Origin of the sequence: Blautia sp. Marseille-P2398 (assembly GCF_964240315.1) — a bacterium.
GTDB lineage: Bacteria > Bacillota > Clostridia > Lachnospirales > Lachnospiraceae > Blautia_A > Blautia_A wexlerae.
Map to the genome: position 1 here is coordinate 1 of NZ_CAXSTD010000013.1, position 17,401 is coordinate 17,401.

Below are 17,401 nucleotides of genomic sequence, written 5' to 3' on the forward strand. Positions count from 1 at the left end.
AAACCGTTCTTAAAAATGTAAAGAATTTTCGAGAATCGTATGTGTTTCACTGTTTAGTTATCAAGGTTGTCTGTCTTCACCTCTCGGCTGACAGCTCATTTATTATATCACTTGCTTTTTGCTTTGTCAAGAACTTTTTTATTTTATTTTTTAAGTTCTTTTTTCATCTGCATCAGCAACTCTGATATAATATCATGTCTTCAGTTTCCTGTCAACACTTTTTTTATATTTTTTTCAACTTTATTCAACCAAATCTCTGTTGTCTGTCAAAAAAAATCCGCCTCACTCAGAAGCGGATTTATCATATCATTATTTTCTTTTTGCGTCAAGTATTATTTTACATTTTTTTACATGTTTTTTACACCATCTCCGATATCGCTATAATATCCTCGTTTTTAACGCCCCAATATCAGAGTAAACATTCAAAAATCGTTCGCATTTGCGCAGGAAGACATTTGGATCCGATACCTACGGTCCACAGATACCAAACCTTTTTAATAGAAGATACTCATAAATATCCTGATCAGGATATCTCTGTCATATATGAAACTCAGGATGCAATCTTTCTTAATGATCTGAAGGGCCGCCTCACCAGCCTTTGTATTGCACACAATGGTGAGAGCCAGAAAGATAATCCATATTACTATAAGGAATTTAACTGCCCCCAGCAACGCTCCTGCTACCTTGTTCATGCCATGCAGCACAGGTAATCTCGTCACAAGATTCAGCATCCATGTGATACTCCTCACCATAATCGTCGACATCAGCAGAGAAATCAGGAAAGAAATTCCATTCACTGCCATTCTCGCCAGATATTGAGCAATATAATCCGAAAATGTAGTTACAGCCAAATACTGGTAACTGTCAGAATTATTATTCTGAACCAGTCCATTCCTCAGCAGTTCCGGGAGATTCATTTCATTTATAAATTCAGTCTGGCTTTCTCCACTGCCTGTCCATGTGCTGTATTCCTCTCCTACAAACTCCCGGCAGCTTTCCTGTACTTTTTCATAAATTGATGTATTTTCCCGAATAAACTCATTTACATAAGGATTTATAAACCACACGATCGCCATCGACAGAAAAACACATACAAGCGAAACCAGTTCTTTTATCAGTCCCCGCCTATAACCTCTGACACATGCAGCCGCCAGAAAAAGTATCGTAATGACTCCGGCCCACGTTAAAGCCATTTTCATCCTCCTAACTAAGTTTTATTATCTCTACACCGCTGTCCAATACCAGAAGATATCTGTTCATTCCGATTTTGAAGAAATCTTTGATCGTTCCATCCACACTGCCAAGATATTTCTGTACTCCCCTGCTGTTCATTACACACATCTGGGAACTGTTGTACATCAGAATATTTCCACCGCTTAATTTAATCGTCGTATATGGAATATTGAAGTTTTCTTTGAATTTCAATTTGCCATCTGTAGTATAAACTTCCATTGTATACTGTTTGTCTTTACTGTCATTCTTAAACACAAGACCAATCATATCATTATCATAAAAAGTACTGACAATTTCTTTATCTACTTTTACTGTTTTTACTTCCTTCGGAATCTGGCTTCCATGATAAATTGTAAATCCATTATCTTTAAGTGCTACAGACCGGTTATTATCAAGATACTGGATCTGCGGAACTACCACGCCTTCATACTTATATCCACTGACAATTCTGTCATCCTCGTTCTGTCCTACATCTCCAAAATTGTAAAATGCCACATAACTGGTCGTATCACTTCCATCTACGAACTGATAGGTTACCATCATGATCACTCCGTCTTCAGATACAGCAATATCAAGGGGATATCCCGGATCATCTATCTTCGTCTGATTTTCAGCAATCAGACTTCCATCTGTACCATAAAAATCAATCCATGTATCATCTCCACCATCCAGGATTGCCGCAACAAGACCGCTTTTGGATACTTTTGCTTTGACAATACTGTAGGAAGTAGTTACACTGCCTGTTTTTCCTGATTTATCATAAATCTCCAAAGTTGTTCCATCTTTATCCGCAATCACCGCACGAGTTCCATTGACATCTGCCACAGGATTCTGCATCTGATAGGTTTCACTCCATAATGTACTCATCTTATCAGAAACAAGCGAAACTCCGTCCGGACTGTATCGAAGGATATTTCCGTCTATTTCAACATAATTTGTAGAAACAATATCCTCCTGCTCACTTGTCTGGACTACTTTATAAGTATGATAGCTTCTCTTCTCTATGTAAAATCCCACAGCCGTTACAGCAGCAGCTATCGCCACCACTGTAATAACTGTCTTTTTCACTACACTTCTTTTGTGGCGGGACAATCTGCGCTCATAATCATCTGCATATTCCTCTTCAGCTCTCTCCCGGGCTTTCGCTTTTCTGTTTCTCTCTGCCTGAAGCTTTTTCTTTTTATGTTTTTTTATTATTTTCTTAAATGTATTTGCCATTTTAGCCTTTACCTTATTTCTCACTTTCATTTTGTTGATTATCAGGTTTCAGTTTTTGCCATTTATTATAGCACAGTTTTCTAAGGTAATACAATTACTTGTCCCGGATAAATGATTTCGTCCGCTGACATCCCATTCAATTTGCAGATCTGACTTATGGCTTCGATACTTCCGTATCTGTCCATACTTATCTGAAAAAGAGTATCGCCGGGCTGAATCACATATGACTCATGGGCTTTTCCCGCTGCTTCGCTGTTTTCCTTCTGCACAGCTTCCCTGACACGTTTCTGTGCTTTACGTTCATCTGCTTCCTGCTGGTAGATTTGTTCGGTTTTATCTGCTTTTTCTGTCTTTACATCCGGAAGCTGTTCTGTTTTGTCCGATTTTTGTTCTGTATCTGTCTGCTCTGCTGATATTTTTTTCTCTGAAGTATTGTTTTTCTTTTCAGAATTTTCTTTTTCACTGGTGCTTTGATTATTCTCTTCATCATTCTCTTCATTATTCTTTTTATTCTTCCCTGCATCATTTTGTATAGTATCTGTCCGGTATTGTTTATGCTGCCTGACAGCTTCATTGTTCGAAGTCCCGGCAACAGGAGACGGCGTTATCTCCTCAACGATCACCGAAGAAACCGTCGCGCTCTCCTTTTCGTTCTGTTTTACATTCTGGTAACTTCTGTAAAAATTAACACCCACTGTCAGTACTGCAATTGCCAGACATGCAGTTAATCCATATGAAAAAACAGAAGGAGCTGCCGGCTCCTTCCTGGTTTCCTTTTTATCTGCAATTATTTTGCGAAAATCTTTCACAGCCTGATCTTCATATTTTTCCTGAGGTTCCGGCTGAAGTTCTTCATTTTTGTCGATCATATACGTCTGCATACCGGGATTTTTTTCATAATAAAGATAATACCCTCCCAGACGCACCATTTCATTGTTTTCATAACGGAAAAAAGCATCTTCCCTTTCCTGAGGTTCCATAAGCATCAGGACTTTTTCTCCTCCAAAATGTTTCATGTGTACTTTTGACATCACTTCCGATACTTTCAGGAGAAGCTGAGGCTGTGAAAAGAACCATCCCACAATCTCCTGATCTTCGAAGTACTCCTTCTGGGCTTCCTGTATCTGCTTCCATTGATTTTCCGAAAAATCGATATGATCAGGTGCTGCCTCCATCTCCTCCGCTATAATAGCACCTTTGATAAACAGATAAGCTGTCTGAGAACGCCATTTAAGATTTCCTGTAAGAACTGCCACTCTGGTTTTTGCTTCCCCCAGAGAGTCTTCCGTTCTGGCAAGTCTTACCAGAAATGTGTACACATAGTCCTCCATATAAATCCTGTAATCTTCGGCTGCCAGGCCGATCTGGCGTATATTTCTGGGTAATCCAAACGGTTCCTCACCATTTTGTCCTTCCTGAGATTCGTCCTTATAGATTACTTCTATCATCTCTCATCACCCCTTCGGGTATCAGGATAACACAGATAAATTGCAGATTTTATCACATTGTAAGAGGAATTTACCAGAATTTGGCGACAGATTTTGCACAGTGCATATTTTTATCCCGGTAAGGATATGATGTTATCAGAAGCCTCTTCGCAGCTTGTTGTTATGAAGCAAAGGGACTATAGCAATTAAAAGATATAATCAATAATGTGCTCTCGAAATCTTTTTGTGCAGGTACAATAGAGACTCTGCGAGTACATAATACGATCAGGGAGGTTTTATGGTATTTTATGTGGACTCACAGAAAAGCAGTTCTGCTGAGGAAATCGCTTTTCTTTTAAATAAATGTATTCTTCAATATCCCGGCAGATGGTCGGAACTGGTTTTTCTGTGTATCGGAAGTGACCGCGTGACAGGAGACTGTCTCGGTCCCTATATCGGACACCAGTTACTTGAACATCTGAATACGGACACTCATGGCGTTTATGTTTACGGTACCCTGAAAAGCCCCGTACATGCTTTAAATCTTTCCAGAATTTCCCGCCAGATCAAAGTTCTGCATCCCGAAGGTCTGGTTATTGCAGTGGATGCCTCTCTTGGACAAAAAAAGCACCTGGGGTATGTGACCATCGCAGATGGTGCACTTTACCCAGGTGCTGCAGTTCAGAAAGAACTTCCTCCTGTTGGTGATATCCATATCACAGGGATTGTAAACATCGCAGGTGTACTGGAACAGCTAACCCTTCAGACTACCCGCCTGTCTACGGTAATCTCTCTGGCAGATATCATCACACAGGGAATCGTAAATTATACAAATTCTTTGATCTGTTTGTAGATGCCTTCTGCATCAAGACCATATTTCTCAAGAAGAGCTGTGGCAGGACCGGATTCTCCGAATACATCATTTACACCGATACGTTTTACAGGTACAGGTGCTTTCTCAGACAGGCATTCGCATACTGCTCCGCCAAGTCCGCCGATTACTGAATGCTCTTCTACAGTTACAACCTTGCCTGTTTCTTTGGCTGCTGCAACTACAAGTTCTTCATCCAGAGGCTTAATCGTATGGATATTGATTACTTTTGCATCTACGCCGTCTGCCGCAAGCTTCTCTGCAGCTTCAAGAGCAGGAGCTACGCAGAGACCGTTTGCAATGATCGTAAGGTCTTTTCCTTCACGAAGGACAATACCTTTGCCTAATTCAAATTTATAGTCCGGTCTGTCATTGATAACCGGAACTGCCAGACGTCCAAATCTCATATATACAGGACCAACATGCTCATAAGCTGCTTCTACCATAGCTTTTGCTTCAATATCATCAGAAGGGCAGGCAACAACCATTCCCGGAATTACTCTCATAAGAGCAAAATCCTCACAACACTGATGGGTAGCACCATCTTCACCTACAGAAATTCCGCCATGAGTAGCGCCAATTTTTACATTGATCTTCGGATATGCAATAGAATTACGAACCTGCTCAAAAGCACGTCCTGCTGCAAACATTGCAAATGTGCTGGCAAATGGAACTTTTCCTGTAGTAGCCAGACCTGCGGCAATGCCCATCATATTACACTCGGCAATACCACAGTCAATATGACGCTCCGGAAATTCTTTTTTGAATACGCCAGTCTGAGTAGCTGCAGCAAGGTCAGCGTCCAGAACGACCAGGTTCTCATGTTTCTTACCTAATTCAACCAGCGCAGCACCGTAGCTTGCTCTTGTTGCGATCTTCTTTACTTCTGACATAATGCTTCACCTGCCTTTTCTAACTCTTCCATTGCCTGTGCATACTGCTCGTCATTCGGAGCTTTTCCATGCCATCCAACCTGATTTTCCATAAAGGAAACACCTTTTCCTTTTACAGTTTTCATAATGATAGCTGTAGGCATTCCCTTAGTAGCTTTTGCTTCATCAAAAGCAGCTCTTAACTGATCCATATCATTTCCGTCTGCAACGTTAATCACATGGAAGTTAAATGCCTCAAATTTCTTATCAATCGGGTATGGAGAACATACTTCATCAACCTTACCGTCGATCTGAAGTCCATTATTATCCACGATCACTACAAGATTGTCCAGTTTTCTGAAGCCTGCAAACATAGCAGCTTCCCAAACCTGGCCTTCCTGAATTTCGCCGTCGCCTAATAAGGTGTATACACGATAGCTTTCATTGCTTAATTTGGCAGAAAGCGCCATACCAACTGCTGCAGAGATTCCCTGTCCCAGAGAACCGCTGGACATATCAACACCCGGGATATGTTTCATATCCGGATGTCCCTGTAAATAGGAACCCAGATGACGAAGAGTCTTCAGATCTTCTTTTGGGAAAAAGCCTCTTTCTGCAAGTGCAGAGTAGTATCCCGGTGCTGTGTGGCCTTTGGAAAGTACGAAACGGTCACGATCAGCCTTCTTAGGATCCTTTGGATCAATATTCATTTCTTCAAAATATAAATAAGTGAATACATCTGCTGCAGACAGAGATCCGCCCGGATGTCCTGCTTTTGCAGAATGTAATGCAGTAACGATGTCTTTACGGACTTCGTTTGCAATTTTCTGAAGTTCTAATTTTTCCATTGTGGTAAATTCTCCTTATTCGCCGAATACTGCTTTATAATCTTTCTGGAATTTCTCAATACCTGCATCTGTCAGAGGATGTTTTGTCATCTGTACGATTACATTGTACGGAACAGTTGCAATGTCAGCACCTGCAAGTGCACAGTCTGTTACATGGATCGGATTTCTTACGCTTGCTGCGATGATTTCTGTCTCGATTCCTGCCACTTCAAAAATCTCAGCGATCTCGCGAATCAGATCAACACCTCTTGTAGAAATGTCATCCAGTCTTCCAAGAAACGGAGATACATAAGTAGCACCTGCTCTTGCAGCCAGAAGTGCCTGGTTAGCAGTGAAGATCAGAGTAACGTTTGTCTTGATTCCTTCTGCATGAAGAACCTTAACTGCTTTCAGACCTTCTACTGTCATAGGAATTTTAACAATCATATTCGGATGAATGGCTGCAATCTCACGTCCCTCTTTGATCATTCCTTCTGCATCTGTTGTAGTAGCTTTTACTTCACCGCTGATCGGTCCGTCTACGATAGATGTGATCTCTTTGATTACTTCCTTGAAATCTCTTCCTTCTTTTGCGATAAGAGACGGATTTGTGGTAACACCACAGATTACACCCATATCATTAGCTGCCTTAATATCTTCTACTTTTGCTGTGTCAATAAAAAATTTCATGTTCTTAACCCTCCTGATTTTTGCTTGTCATAATCGTTCATTGATCTGATGGTTTCATTATAACAGACTTTACATTCAGGTCAAGCGCGGCAAAAGATTATTAATAATTTCTTTATTAATAATCGCATATCTTATTAATTCTTTATTTTTCAGTCAAAGCATATATTCGTTGTTATCAACATGCAATATACAATATGTTTTATAACCATTTCTTTTCGTAACTGTTCGCTGTCTTTGCTGTTGCAGAAAACCTCCGTCAGAAATCATTTCTGATATCGGATTTCAGCCGCACATCCTGAAATTTTGGTACGTTTCCAGAAAATGCCTGCCGGGTAGATATTCGCAATCTGCCTCGCCACACAGCTCTATACCAAATAACTGTTCTGCAGTTTCGATAAATTATTATTAATAATTTTCATTCGACGTATTTAATTATTTTTTTTGGTTCTGACATACCCCGTAGTGCGTCTCGCTATCAGCTTGGGGGTATATTCAATATTATAGAGACTGGCAGGAGCAGAATCTGTGAGAAAACGGTCCTGCTCATCGATTTTGCGCAGTATAATATCACAGGCATCTCTGCCTTTAAGGGCTACGAAATGATCGATCGTAGTAAGAGAGATCTTCCGTATTCCCGAATAAAAGATATTATCGCACCCAATCACCGATACATCCTTGGGTACATGAATCCTTGCTTCATGGAGAGCATCCAGCGCACCAATAGCCATCATATCATTCTGGCCTGCAATAGCTGTAAATTCCCTGCCTTCATCCAGAAGCTCCATAGTAAGCTCATAACCCATCGAATATTCCGAATCCATCCGTGGGATCTGCATATCGATAGCTTCATCCGCAGCCTTAATGATCACATGATCCTTCAGGCCTTCTTTCTCAAACTCTTTCACAAAACCATTTACACGTTTTGTTCTCTGCCATTGTCTCCTTGTCAGGGGCGGAGTGATAAACGCTACATCTCTGTGCCCCAGATCAAGCAGATGTCTTGCCATCATCCTTCCCACAACTGTATTATCCTGATTAATGGCATCTATAGTTGTAGTTTTCTCTTTATTACTGATGATAACCAGTGGGATTGTCTGCGCCAGTTCCTCTACCTGCTGCTGAAAATCCGGATTTGGATTACAGCAGTAGATAATGCCAAGCGGCTCTATTGTACCCATCATACGCAGATACTTCTCCTCCAGACGGGGATCTCTCTGTGTATTACAGATAAAGACACCATATCCCTGTTTGTTCGCCACTGCCTCAATTCCCTGCAGAAGCAATACATAATACGGGCTTGTAAGCGTAGGGCAAAAAACAACGATCAGCTTCTCTTTCCGGCTTTCTTTTCTGTTCTTTCGTCCGGGAAGATGATAGCCTAATTCTCTGGCTGCCTGCTCTACCTTCTCCACTGTTTCTCTGGAAAAAGAAACATTATATTTCTTATTCAGGACCATGGAAACAGTTGCCTGGGAGACTCCTGCCCTCTTTGCCACGTCAGAAGAAGTTGCTTTCTTTTTAGACAAAGTGATGCCTCCTTTTCCGATGATCTTTTGTCAGAACAGTAACCTTAAAGCTCCACACGCCCCTCAAGAGCACGTAAAAGAGTCACTTCGTCAATATATTCCAGATCTCCTCCTACTGGAACTCCGCTTGCGATCCTGCTGACTTTAATCCCGGTAGGTTTGATCAGCTTACTGATATACATTGCCGTTGTTTCCCCCTCCAGACTGGAGTTGGTAGCAATGATCACTTCCTTTACCTCATCCTTTGCCAGACGCTGCATGAGTTCTTTCAGTTTGATATCATCCGGCCCGATTCCAAGCATTGGAGAGATTGCACCATGAAGAACATGATAAACGCCATCAAACTTGCCTGTTTTTTCATAAGCTGCAAGATCTCTTGTATTCTCTACCACCATGATCACTGAATGATCACGCTTATCATTGCTGCAGATGGGACAGATCTCTCTGTCTGTCAGAGTACAGCAGCACTTGCAATACTGTACATTCTCTCTGGCACCGGTAATGGAAGAGGTAAGCTGCTCTACCTGATCCTTTGGCATATTCATGATGTGAAATGCCAGTCTCTGTGCTGATTTCGCACCGATTCCCGGAAGATGGGAAAGCTGCTCGATCAGCTTATTGATATGACTGCTGTAGTATTCCATCAGAATGGAAGACCTCCGCCAAGTCCGCCCAGACCACCTGTCAGTTTAGACATAACAGCTGTAGATTCTTCTTCCACTTTGCGAAGTGCTTCGTTTGTAGCTGCAACGATGAGATCTTCCAGCATTTCGATGTCATCCGGATCTACAACTTCCTCCTGAAGCTTTACTTTTGTCACCTCTCTCTTACCGGAGATAGTTACCTCTACAGCTCCGCCTCCTGCAGTAGCCGTAAATTCTTTCTCTTCCAGAGCTTTCTGGTTCTCTTCCATCTGGCGCTGCATTTTCTGCGCCTGTTTCATAAGATTATTCATATTTCCCGGCATACCCATTCCCGGGAATCCTCCACGTTTTGCCATTTGTGATGTCCTCCTTGCTATTTATTGCCTTATTATTTACTGCCTTTTCCTATAAGGAGAATATTTATTCTCCTTTTTCCTCATCAGGATCTTCCTCTATCACAACATCCATGTGGATATTATTCTTTATCGCCTGGTCCACTGTGATATTTGCCAGATTTGTATGCTGATGCTTATCTGCCACCAGCATCTGGATCTCTACTGTTTTTCCTGTCTGAGCAGTGATGATGTCCTGAAGCTCTTTCTTCGCTTCCGAATTGTCCACATAGGACTGCCCCAGAAAATCCTGAAATTCCACATAAAGAACAGGTTCTCCTGTCTCACTGTTATACTTCGGAACAGATTTCTGAAGCATCTGCTTGAACATCCCTGTTGTCTGTCCTGTGATCACTCTCCAGCCTGCCACGATCTTCTGCAAATCTTCCGGTGCAGCTTTCGCCGGTGCTTTGTTTCCCGCCGGTTCCTGAACTGCTCCGGTTTCTGCCGGCATTTTCCCTGAACCCTGCTGCACGATCACCTGCTGTACCGGACGTTCATCCATCCGCTGTTCCAGCACACGCAGTCTGTCCAGAACAGAATCCAGATTAGTCTCCATTGCAGGACGGCACAGCTTGATCAGTGCAATCTCCACGAGAACCCTTTTCTGGGTTGCATATCGGATCTGGTTGGACAAATCCGAAAAAATACGGATATACCGCATCAGCGTCTCCACATCCAGCATGGTGCTCTCTTCTTTCAGAAGCTTCATGTTGTCGGATGAGACATCGATCGCTTCCTCCGGATTCTCAGAAGTCTTAACGAGAAGAAGATTTCTCATATACCAGGTAAAATCTCCCACAAACTGGCTCAGTTCCCTGCCTCCTACGATCAGTTCCTCCAGGATATGAATGGAACCTGTCACATCTCCCCGGATCACTTTGCGCAAAAGCTTGCTAAACACTTCGGTGTCAACGGCTCCCAGAACCTCCAGAACTTTATCATAGGTAAGTTCCTGTCCAAGATAAAAAGCAATACACTGGTCGAGAAGGCTGAGCGCATCTCGCATGGAACCATCTCCCGCTTTCGCTACATATCGGACTGCTTTTTCCTCAGCTTCTACACCTTCAACTTTGAGCAGTTCATCCAGTCTGGCCGCGATAGTGTCTATGGTGATTCTGTGGAAATCATATCTCTGGCATCTGGATAAAATCGTAATCGGAATCTTGTGCGCCTCTGTAGTTGCCAGGATAAACATAACATAAGACGGTGGTTCCTCCAGTGTTTTCAGCAGGGCATTGAAGGCACCTGTGGAAAGCATATGAACCTCATCAATAATATATACTTTATATTTACCTTCTGTAGGGCGGTAAGAAACCTCTTCTCTGATCTCACGTATATTATCCACACCATTGTTGGATGCAGCATCGATCTCGATCACATTCATTGCAGTTCCTGCCTGGATTGCCTTGCACATGGCACATTCATTACAGGGGCTGCCATTTACGGGATGCTCACAGTTGACTGCCTTCGCCAGAATTTTGGCTACTGTTGTTTTACCGGTTCCTCTGGTGCCACAGAACAGATACGCATGGCCGATACGGTTATGCTTAATCTGATTTGTCAGAGTAGTCACTATGTGATCCTGACCTTTGACATCCGCGAAATTATCCGGTCTGAACTTTCTGTAAAGAGCAGTGTAACTCATGAGTAAACTCCTATCGTAACTATTCAGCACCCCCACTGTCAGCAGCGCGCCAAATAGTTATCTCTATCTTATTATCACAGCCGCCGCGGAAAAAATTCCCGCGGCGGTCTTTTTTACATCCATATCTTATATGAAAAAGTATCTGTCAGTCAAGTACTGTTTCACTTAATCAGTCACCAAAGCTGATACCGATCTGTTTGGCAGCAACTACAAGCTGATCTTTCGGTGATACCATCTTAAGCTTACCTGCACACTCTTCAAGAGGTACACGTTTAATTTTGCCGTTTACCACGCCGATCATGATGCCATATTCACCATCCATAATCGCCTGCGCTGCACCTGCACCGATTCTTGTGGAAAGAACGCGGTCATACGGACATGGTTCTCCGCCTCTCTGTGTATGTCCCGGAACTGTAACGCGGACTTCGCTTCCGATCTCTTTGTAGATCTGGTCGGCAATCTCATAGGAAACGGACGGATATTTCTTTGCTCGGGCTTCCAGTTTCTCTTTGTATTTCTTTTTAGGAAGTTCTGCGTCTTCTTTGGAAATCGCACCTTCTGCAACTGCAAGGATTGTGAAACGCTTGCCTGCTTTGGCACGTTTCTGGATCGCTGCGGTAACTTTTTTGATATCATATGGGATCTCAGGAATCAGGATGATATCCGCACCGCCTGCAACACCTGCATGAAGTGTCAGACTTCCTACCTTGTGTCCCATGATCTCTACGATAAATACACGTCCATGTGAGGATGCTGTCGTATGGATACAGTCAATGGCATTTGTGGCAATGTTTACCGCACTCTGGAAACCAAAGGTCATGTCTGTGCCATAGATGTCATTATCAATAGTCTTTGGAAGATGGATAATGTTCAGTCCTTCTTCTCTCAGAAGGTTTGCTGTCTTCTGTGTACCATTTCCGCCAAGGATCACAAGGCAGTCCAGGCAGAGTTTATAATAAGTCTGCTTCATTGCTTCAACCTTGTCCAGGCCATTCTCATCCGGGACACGCATCAGTTTGAATGGCTGTCTGGATGTTCCGAGGATTGTGCCGCCCTGTGTAAGGATTCCGGAAAAATCTTTGGATGTGAGCATACGGTATTTACCATAGATCAGTCCTTTATATCCATCATCAAATCCATAAACTTCCAGTTCATCCAAATTGTTGCTCAGTCCCTTTACTACTCCTCGCATGGTAGCGTTAAGAGCCTGACAGTCACCACCGCTGGTAAGCATACCTATTCTTTTAATCATGATAGTATCCTCCATTTCTGTGTTTTAAGAATTATCCATATCCATACATACAAGACATGTTGTGTACTCTGGCATATCCATTTCCAGAATAAAGATAGTTTATTTCTGTTTATTATATAATATTTATCGTTTTCATACAATAGTGTTAGAAAAGTTTTAGTTACTGTTCACTCCGTTCCCAGTAATAAGTTTTACTATAATGATTCACTATTGACAAAACAGCCTCCTGCCTATATAATCAGAAATGCGCAGCCGGGGAGATAGCGGTGCCCTGTACCTGCAATCCGCTACAGCAGGGGTGATGCCAATCCGAGGCTTGTATCCTGTGGAGCTGCCCTCTATAAGTGGCGTTGACGTTTGGGTCTTACGCAACAGGAATCTGTGAACCGTGTCAGGACAGGAATGTAGCAGCACTAAGCAGAAGCTCTTGTGTGCCGTAAGGGTGCCTGGGCTGAGTTAACTGTAGAGGTAACGTCTGTGGGACCATTCCGAAGTGCGGCGCGCAAAAAAGAATATTCATGATGCAGCTCATCATATAAAAAAGCATTCAGAATTTTATCTGTTGATAATTTTCTGAATGCTTTTCTTATTTTTGTGGTTTACAAAAGTCCATATATTAACAGAAGCGGGAAAGAGCCTTATACAATTTCCATCAGATAAAGAATAATTAATCCTCTACTACCTGTACCTGACTTTTGTTCTTATATTTCTTCATCACATGAAAATAATAAGGAATCAGTGGGATCAGTGCGGCGATCCATGCGGTCGGATCAGCCATACAGACACCGGCAAAGGAAGTATGTCCCGCAATCAATACGACAATTCCGGTTCTCGCCACCAATTCAAATACCCCGCCAAGCATTGGTACAAGTCCATATCCCATTCCCTGCAGAGTATTTCGATAGAGGAAAATACTTCCGAGAAACGGATATGCCCAGAATACTGTCCGGAAATAAGTAACAGACACATTTACTACGTCCTGTTCCGATGGATCTACGAAAAGATATGTCAGATATTTTCCGAAGAAAAACATCAGGAACATAACAAAAACGCTCCATCCCAGGACCATCATCTGCGTGTAACGGACTCCCTGTTTCACACGATCCATTTTTCCTGCGCCCCTGTTCTGACCTACATAGGTTGCTATAGTTGCACCGAAGGCTGTAAATACTGTGGCAAAAATATTCTGGATCTTACCGGCAGCAGAGAATCCGGCCATATGTACAGGTCCGTAAATATTGACCGCGCTCTGTACAATAATGGTTCCGATTGCTGTAATCGAAAACTGCAGTCCCATAGGAATTCCAAGCTTCAGAAGTCTGCCAAAACTGTCCCAGCATATCTCAAAATCCTTCCGTTCCAGATGAAGGATCGGAAATCTTTTTACAATATAAATCAGGCAGCACACTGCCGAAATTCCCTGTGCGATCACTGTAGCATATCCGCATCCTTCTACACCCATTCCAAAGACTACAATAAAAACTACATCCAGAATAACATTGATCACAGCCGAAATGATCAGGAAATACAATGGCGACTTGGAGTCACCCAGCGCACGCAGGAAAGCCGCAAGTGCATTATATGCACCTGTGATAATAAGACCTGCATAAATAATTCCCATATATGCAGTTACATCACCAAATACCTCTTCCGGCGAATTCATCAGATGCAGGATTGGTTTGTTCGCAAGACTGAATCCTATGGTCATGACAATGGAAAATGCAGCCATAAGGTAAATGGACATGGCAACATAATGGCGCATCCTGTCAAATTTTTTCGCTCCGAACATCTGGGCTACGATAATCGCAAATCCACTGCTGAGTCCATTCAGCCAGCCGGTCACAAAAAACATCAGTGAACCGGTGCTTCCGATAGCTGCAAGGGCATTTACTCCGATAAATTTTCCGGCAACAATGGAATCTGCAATATTATAAAACTGCTGAAAAAGATTTCCCAGGCACATTGGGATCATAAATTTTATTATCAGACTCACCGGACTGCCGACGGTCATGTCGTTTGTTGTATCTTTTTTCATTCTTTTTATTCGCCTCTTTTTATTTCTGCCTGTAACATTACTTCTGTTATTTTTATTACTCTTATTGCCTTTAAGATTCTTCCTGTTTTTGTCTGTCTTTTACTTTTATTATTCCGGTTCTCCCTCCGGATTTTCCTGTGCAGCTTTAAGGGCTGCCTTTTCCTGCTTCTTTTTCTCACGAAGCTTTCTGAAAAACTCAGACAACATAGAAGAACATTCCTCTTCCAGAACTCCCTGTGTAATCTTTACCTGATGATTAAATCCATCCACCTGTAAAAGATTCATCACAGAACCTGCGCAGCCCGCTTTGGCATTCATACAGCCGATCACTACTTCATCTATTCTGGACTGGACAAGTGCCCCGGAACACATCTGACATGGTTCCAGCGTCACATACATAGTGCATCCCTCCAGCCGCCAGTCTCCAAGTTTTTTACTGGCTTTGCGAATTGCATTCAGTTCTGCATGGGAGAGTGTATTTTTATCTGTGTTTCTTCTGTTATATCCACGTGCGATGATCTTACCCTCATGCACGATCACACAGCCGATTGGCACTTCTTCCAGATCTTCTGCCTTCTTCGCCTGACGGATAGCTTCTTTCATAAAACGTTCCTGATCTGTCAACTTTTCTTTTCCTTTCTGCTGTTGCATCACTACCAGAATAGCAAAAAGAAAGCCTGAAAACCAATTGGTTTCAGACTTCCTATGCGTAGTCGAAGCGACGGGATTCGAACCCACGACCTCTGCGTCCCGAACGCAGCGCTCTACCAAACTGAGCCACGCTTCGTCAATGCAAGTGCTATTATATTAATAAAATTGCAGTTTGTCAATAGATTTTTTCAAATTTTTTAATTTTTTTGAATATTTTTGTTATTGAGAGCGGAATGAACAGTGGCATATTTTTTTGTAACAGTCATATACATTATTGAATCTGGTTTTACGGAGGAAGGATTTTGTCTGGATATCGGCGTTTTATCGCATATGTATATGACTATGAAAACGGAAAGAAAGGCAGCAACTGCGGATTTATTAAAGTTGAAGTAAAAGATCAGCAATGTTCTGTTGAGATTCATCTGCATTGTCCGGGGCTGCCTGAAAATGTAAAATGCAATATTTATGGATTTACACGAAAGGATGGCCTGATCAACGGAATTCTTCTGGATACCTGCGAGACAGAAAAAGAAACTGTAGAATGCCTGATCATAACAGATGCAACAGATATGAATGACTCCGGCGTTGCAATGGGTAAGTTGGGCGGAATGATCATTACTTCAGATACCGGCGGATTCTTTGGTACTGAATGGGACGATCAGCCTATACGTCCGGAGAATTTCCATGAAATAAAAGCTATGCCTGCCGCAGATATTCCTGAGTCTGTGAAAATCACCTCACAAAAACCCGAAATTCCGGCAGGTATGGTATTACAGGAAATGCCCGAAGAACCAGAAGATATTTCAGAAAAAACTGAAAATATCTCGCTTACAAAAGTTCCTGACGACACTTTATCAGTCGAACCATCTGCCAACATTCCGGCTCAGGGAACGTCTGCTGATAATCCAGGAGAAGCGTCATCTACTATCTCAGATAATACTGTTGAAGATACCAATAGTTCTGAAAATACCAGCACTCCTGTCCCGGAAAGAAGTGCAGAAAACAGAAAAACCTCTGCCGAATTTTCCCCCTTCTCCGATGGCGAACTGATCGCTGCATGGAAGATACACCTTGATGATCTGAAGCGTTTTCCGCGGCATTACTGTGCACTGCGCAATAACCGATTTCTCCAGTACGGGCATTATAATTTCGGATATTTGCTTTTAGGACAAAGAAATAACGGACAGTATATCCTCGGCGTTCCCGGCGTTTATAATCAGCAGGAACGCTTTATGGCAAATATGTTTGGCTTTCCTTACTTCAAAGAAAGCAGCTATATAGAGATTCCAAAAATGCGCGGCGGTTACTGGTATCGTTTAATCGATGCCCCGGATTCCCACAGATAAAATCGTCTTTTGAAGAATCTTCTGAAAATTCTGAAGTTCTTCAAAAGTATAGCTTCCATATCCAGGCCTGAGGACTCCATCTGAGTCCTTATAAGCCTGCAGATAATATTCTTTCGCTCCTGCCAGCCACCCGGCGATTTCTTCAAAATCCTTCTGCGTATGCAGTTCCCGTACTACTGTTGTTCTGAATTCATAGTCCAGATTCCCATGCAGCAGAAAATCTGCTGTCTCAAAAATACTGTCCATATCAGGCTTTTCTATTCCGGTCAGATTTCCATAGTTATCCGGACAGGCTTTGATATCCATAGCTACTTTATCAATCAGTCCGGCTTCTGCCAGATGTTTTACAATCTTCGGACGTGAGCCATTGGTGTCCAGTTTAACAGCATAGCCCAGCTCTTTGATTTTTCCCAGAAATTCCTCCAGACCATCTGACAGTGTAGGTTCCCCTCCTGAAATGCAGACCCCGTCCAGAATTCCCTTTCTTTTTTTCAAAAAAGTCAAAAGTTCCTCCTGACTGTAATCCGGCTGTTCTCCGGGAGCCACAACCAATATACCATTCTGACAGAACGGACAGCGGAAATTGCATCCACCCAGAAATATAGTACTGGCTACCTTTCCCGGATAGTCCAGCAATGTCGTTTTATTAAAGCCACAGATTCTCATTGTTTATCTCCATTCCAATTATATTTTACCGTATATAAATCTGATATATCATTTTATCATCAGGCATCTGAATCCTCAAGTTAAACCACCTATGTTATAGCAA

The 17,401-nt window shown here is 42.4% G+C and carries 16 protein-coding genes, 1 tRNA gene and 1 other RNA gene; 3 read left to right on the plus strand and 15 right to left on the minus strand.

The window, feature by feature from the left end; genetic code table 11:
* Positions 1-494 precede the first annotated feature (494 nt).
* The 3 genes from ACESZG_RS14170 to ACESZG_RS14180 form a co-directional block, all read right to left on the minus strand.
* Positions 495-1,193 (minus strand): CvpA family protein, encoded by a 699-nt coding sequence (locus ACESZG_RS14170; RefSeq protein ID WP_025581045.1) that lies wholly within the window; start codon positions 1,191-1,193, stop codon positions 495-497.
* Between the two features lie 10 nt (positions 1,194-1,203).
* The gene (locus tag ACESZG_RS14175; protein ID WP_373218599.1) at positions 1,204-2,451 is read right to left on the minus strand and encodes a DUF5711 family protein; all 1,248 of its coding nucleotides are present in this window, start codon (positions 2,449-2,451) and stop codon (positions 1,204-1,206) included.
* A gap of 80 nt (positions 2,452-2,531) precedes the next feature.
* Entirely contained in the window at positions 2,532-3,899 is a 1,368-nt protein-coding gene (locus tag ACESZG_RS14180) for a LysM peptidoglycan-binding domain-containing protein (RefSeq protein ID WP_373218601.1), read from the minus strand.
* A 277-nt stretch (positions 3,900-4,176) separates the two neighbouring features.
* On the opposite strand from ACESZG_RS14180, the gene yyaC reads away from it, so the two are divergent.
* Positions 4,177-4,731 carry a spore protease YyaC gene (gene yyaC / locus ACESZG_RS14185; RefSeq protein WP_373218603.1) on the plus strand — a complete coding sequence of 185 codons (555 nt, stop codon included), beginning with the start codon at positions 4,177-4,179 and terminating at the stop codon, positions 4,729-4,731.
* Here the strand turns inward: yyaC and ACESZG_RS14190 are convergent.
* The 8 genes from ACESZG_RS14190 to ACESZG_RS14225 all read right to left on the minus strand — a co-directional run bounded on the left by ACESZG_RS14190 (position 4,704) and on the right by ACESZG_RS14225 (position 12,600).
* A complete protein-coding gene (locus tag ACESZG_RS14190; protein WP_008706912.1) occupies positions 4,704-5,642 on the minus strand; it encodes a transketolase family protein in 939 nt (312 codons plus the stop codon). The genes yyaC and ACESZG_RS14190 overlap by 28 nt on opposite strands.
* A complete protein-coding gene (locus ACESZG_RS14195) occupies positions 5,630-6,469 on the minus strand; it encodes a transketolase (protein ID WP_008706915.1) in 840 nt (279 codons plus the stop codon). The genes ACESZG_RS14190 and ACESZG_RS14195 overlap by 13 nt, the downstream gene beginning before the upstream one ends.
* A 15-nt stretch (positions 6,470-6,484) precedes the next feature.
* The gene (gene fsa, locus ACESZG_RS14200) at positions 6,485-7,138 is read right to left on the minus strand and encodes a fructose-6-phosphate aldolase (protein WP_026649740.1); all 654 of its coding nucleotides are present in this window, start codon (positions 7,136-7,138) and stop codon (positions 6,485-6,487) included.
* Between the two features lie 428 nt (positions 7,139-7,566).
* Positions 7,567-8,664, minus strand: a complete 1,098-nt coding sequence (locus tag ACESZG_RS14205; RefSeq protein ID WP_062807065.1) for a LacI family DNA-binding transcriptional regulator — start codon at positions 8,662-8,664, stop codon at positions 7,567-7,569.
* A 44-nt stretch (positions 8,665-8,708) separates the two neighbouring features.
* Positions 8,709-9,308 (minus strand): recombination mediator RecR, encoded by a 600-nt coding sequence (gene recR, locus ACESZG_RS14210; protein WP_008706922.1) that lies wholly within the window; start codon positions 9,306-9,308, stop codon positions 8,709-8,711.
* The gene (locus ACESZG_RS14215) at positions 9,308-9,664 is read right to left on the minus strand and encodes a YbaB/EbfC family nucleoid-associated protein (RefSeq protein WP_008706923.1); all 357 of its coding nucleotides are present in this window, start codon (positions 9,662-9,664) and stop codon (positions 9,308-9,310) included. Before ACESZG_RS14215 ends, recR begins: the two co-directional genes overlap by 1 nt.
* A 64-nt stretch (positions 9,665-9,728) precedes the next feature.
* Positions 9,729-11,348 carry a DNA polymerase III subunit gamma/tau gene (gene dnaX, locus ACESZG_RS14220; protein ID WP_055059435.1) on the minus strand — a complete coding sequence of 540 codons (1,620 nt, stop codon included), beginning with the start codon at positions 11,346-11,348 and terminating at the stop codon, positions 9,729-9,731.
* Between the two features lie 169 nt (positions 11,349-11,517).
* Positions 11,518-12,600 (minus strand): 6-phosphofructokinase, encoded by a 1,083-nt coding sequence (locus ACESZG_RS14225; protein ID WP_008706927.1) that lies wholly within the window; start codon positions 12,598-12,600, stop codon positions 11,518-11,520.
* 244 nt (positions 12,601-12,844) lie between these two features.
* Between ACESZG_RS14225 and ffs the strand changes: the two genes are divergently transcribed.
* Positions 12,845-13,106: signal recognition particle sRNA large type (gene ffs / locus ACESZG_RS14230), an RNA gene on the plus strand.
* Between the two features lie 161 nt (positions 13,107-13,267).
* Here the strand turns inward: ffs and ACESZG_RS14235 are convergent.
* From ACESZG_RS14235 to ACESZG_RS14245, 3 genes are all read right to left on the minus strand, one after another.
* Positions 13,268-14,635, minus strand: coding sequence for an MATE family efflux transporter (locus ACESZG_RS14235; protein WP_055152042.1), 1,368 nt, complete (start codon positions 14,633-14,635; stop codon positions 13,268-13,270).
* Positions 14,636-14,743: 108 nt separating this feature from the next.
* The gene (gene tadA, locus ACESZG_RS14240; RefSeq protein ID WP_182465592.1) at positions 14,744-15,259 is read right to left on the minus strand and encodes a tRNA adenosine(34) deaminase TadA; all 516 of its coding nucleotides are present in this window, start codon (positions 15,257-15,259) and stop codon (positions 14,744-14,746) included.
* An 89-nt stretch (positions 15,260-15,348) separates the two neighbouring features.
* Positions 15,349-15,422, minus strand: a tRNA-Pro gene (locus ACESZG_RS14245).
* A gap of 166 nt (positions 15,423-15,588) precedes the next feature.
* On the opposite strand from ACESZG_RS14245, the gene ACESZG_RS14250 reads away from it, so the two are divergent.
* Positions 15,589-16,632, plus strand: a complete 1,044-nt coding sequence (locus ACESZG_RS14250; protein WP_368196530.1) for a DUF6128 domain-containing protein — start codon at positions 15,589-15,591, stop codon at positions 16,630-16,632.
* On the opposite strand, the gene ACESZG_RS14255 is transcribed toward ACESZG_RS14250, so the two are convergent.
* Positions 16,603-17,298: an anaerobic ribonucleoside-triphosphate reductase activating protein gene (locus ACESZG_RS14255; RefSeq protein WP_008706935.1), complete on the minus strand. Its 696-nt coding sequence runs from the start codon at positions 17,296-17,298 to the stop codon at positions 16,603-16,605. The two genes, ACESZG_RS14250 and ACESZG_RS14255, sit on opposite strands and share 30 nt — an antisense overlap.
* Positions 17,299-17,401: the final 103 nt, after the last annotated feature.

Bases quoted from the DNA above. Each gene is read 5' to 3' on its own strand.
- ACESZG_RS14175 (WP_373218599.1), bottom strand. From the start codon at position 2,451: ATGGCAAATACATTTAAGAAAATAATAAAAAAACATAAAAAGAAAAAG.
- yyaC (WP_373218603.1), top strand. From the start codon at position 4,177: ATGGTATTTTATGTGGACTCACAGAAAAGCAGTTCTGCTGAGGAAATC.
- ACESZG_RS14170 (WP_025581045.1), bottom strand. From the start codon at position 1,193: ATGGCTTTAACGTGGGCCGGAGTCATTACGATACTTTTTCTGGCGGCT.
- ACESZG_RS14235 (WP_055152042.1), bottom strand. From the start codon at position 14,635: ATGAAAAAAGATACAACAAACGACATGACCGTCGGCAGTCCGGTGAGT.
- recR (WP_008706922.1), bottom strand. From the start codon at position 9,308: ATGGAATACTACAGCAGTCATATCAATAAGCTGATCGAGCAGCTTTCC.
- ACESZG_RS14225 (WP_008706927.1), bottom strand. From the start codon at position 12,600: ATGATTAAAAGAATAGGTATGCTTACCAGCGGTGGTGACTGTCAGGCT.
- ACESZG_RS14180 (WP_373218601.1), bottom strand. From the start codon at position 3,899: ATGATAGAAGTAATCTATAAGGACGAATCTCAGGAAGGACAAAATGGT.
- ACESZG_RS14190 (WP_008706912.1), bottom strand. From the start codon at position 5,642: ATGTCAGAAGTAAAGAAGATCGCAACAAGAGCAAGCTACGGTGCTGCG.
- ACESZG_RS14195 (WP_008706915.1), bottom strand. From the start codon at position 6,469: ATGGAAAAATTAGAACTTCAGAAAATTGCAAACGAAGTCCGTAAAGAC.
- ACESZG_RS14215 (WP_008706923.1), bottom strand. From the start codon at position 9,664: ATGGCAAAACGTGGAGGATTCCCGGGAATGGGTATGCCGGGAAATATG.
- fsa (WP_026649740.1), bottom strand. From the start codon at position 7,138: ATGAAATTTTTTATTGACACAGCAAAAGTAGAAGATATTAAGGCAGCT.
- dnaX (WP_055059435.1), bottom strand. From the start codon at position 11,348: ATGAGTTACACTGCTCTTTACAGAAAGTTCAGACCGGATAATTTCGCG.
- ACESZG_RS14255 (WP_008706935.1), bottom strand. From the start codon at position 17,298: ATGAGAATCTGTGGCTTTAATAAAACGACATTGCTGGACTATCCGGGA.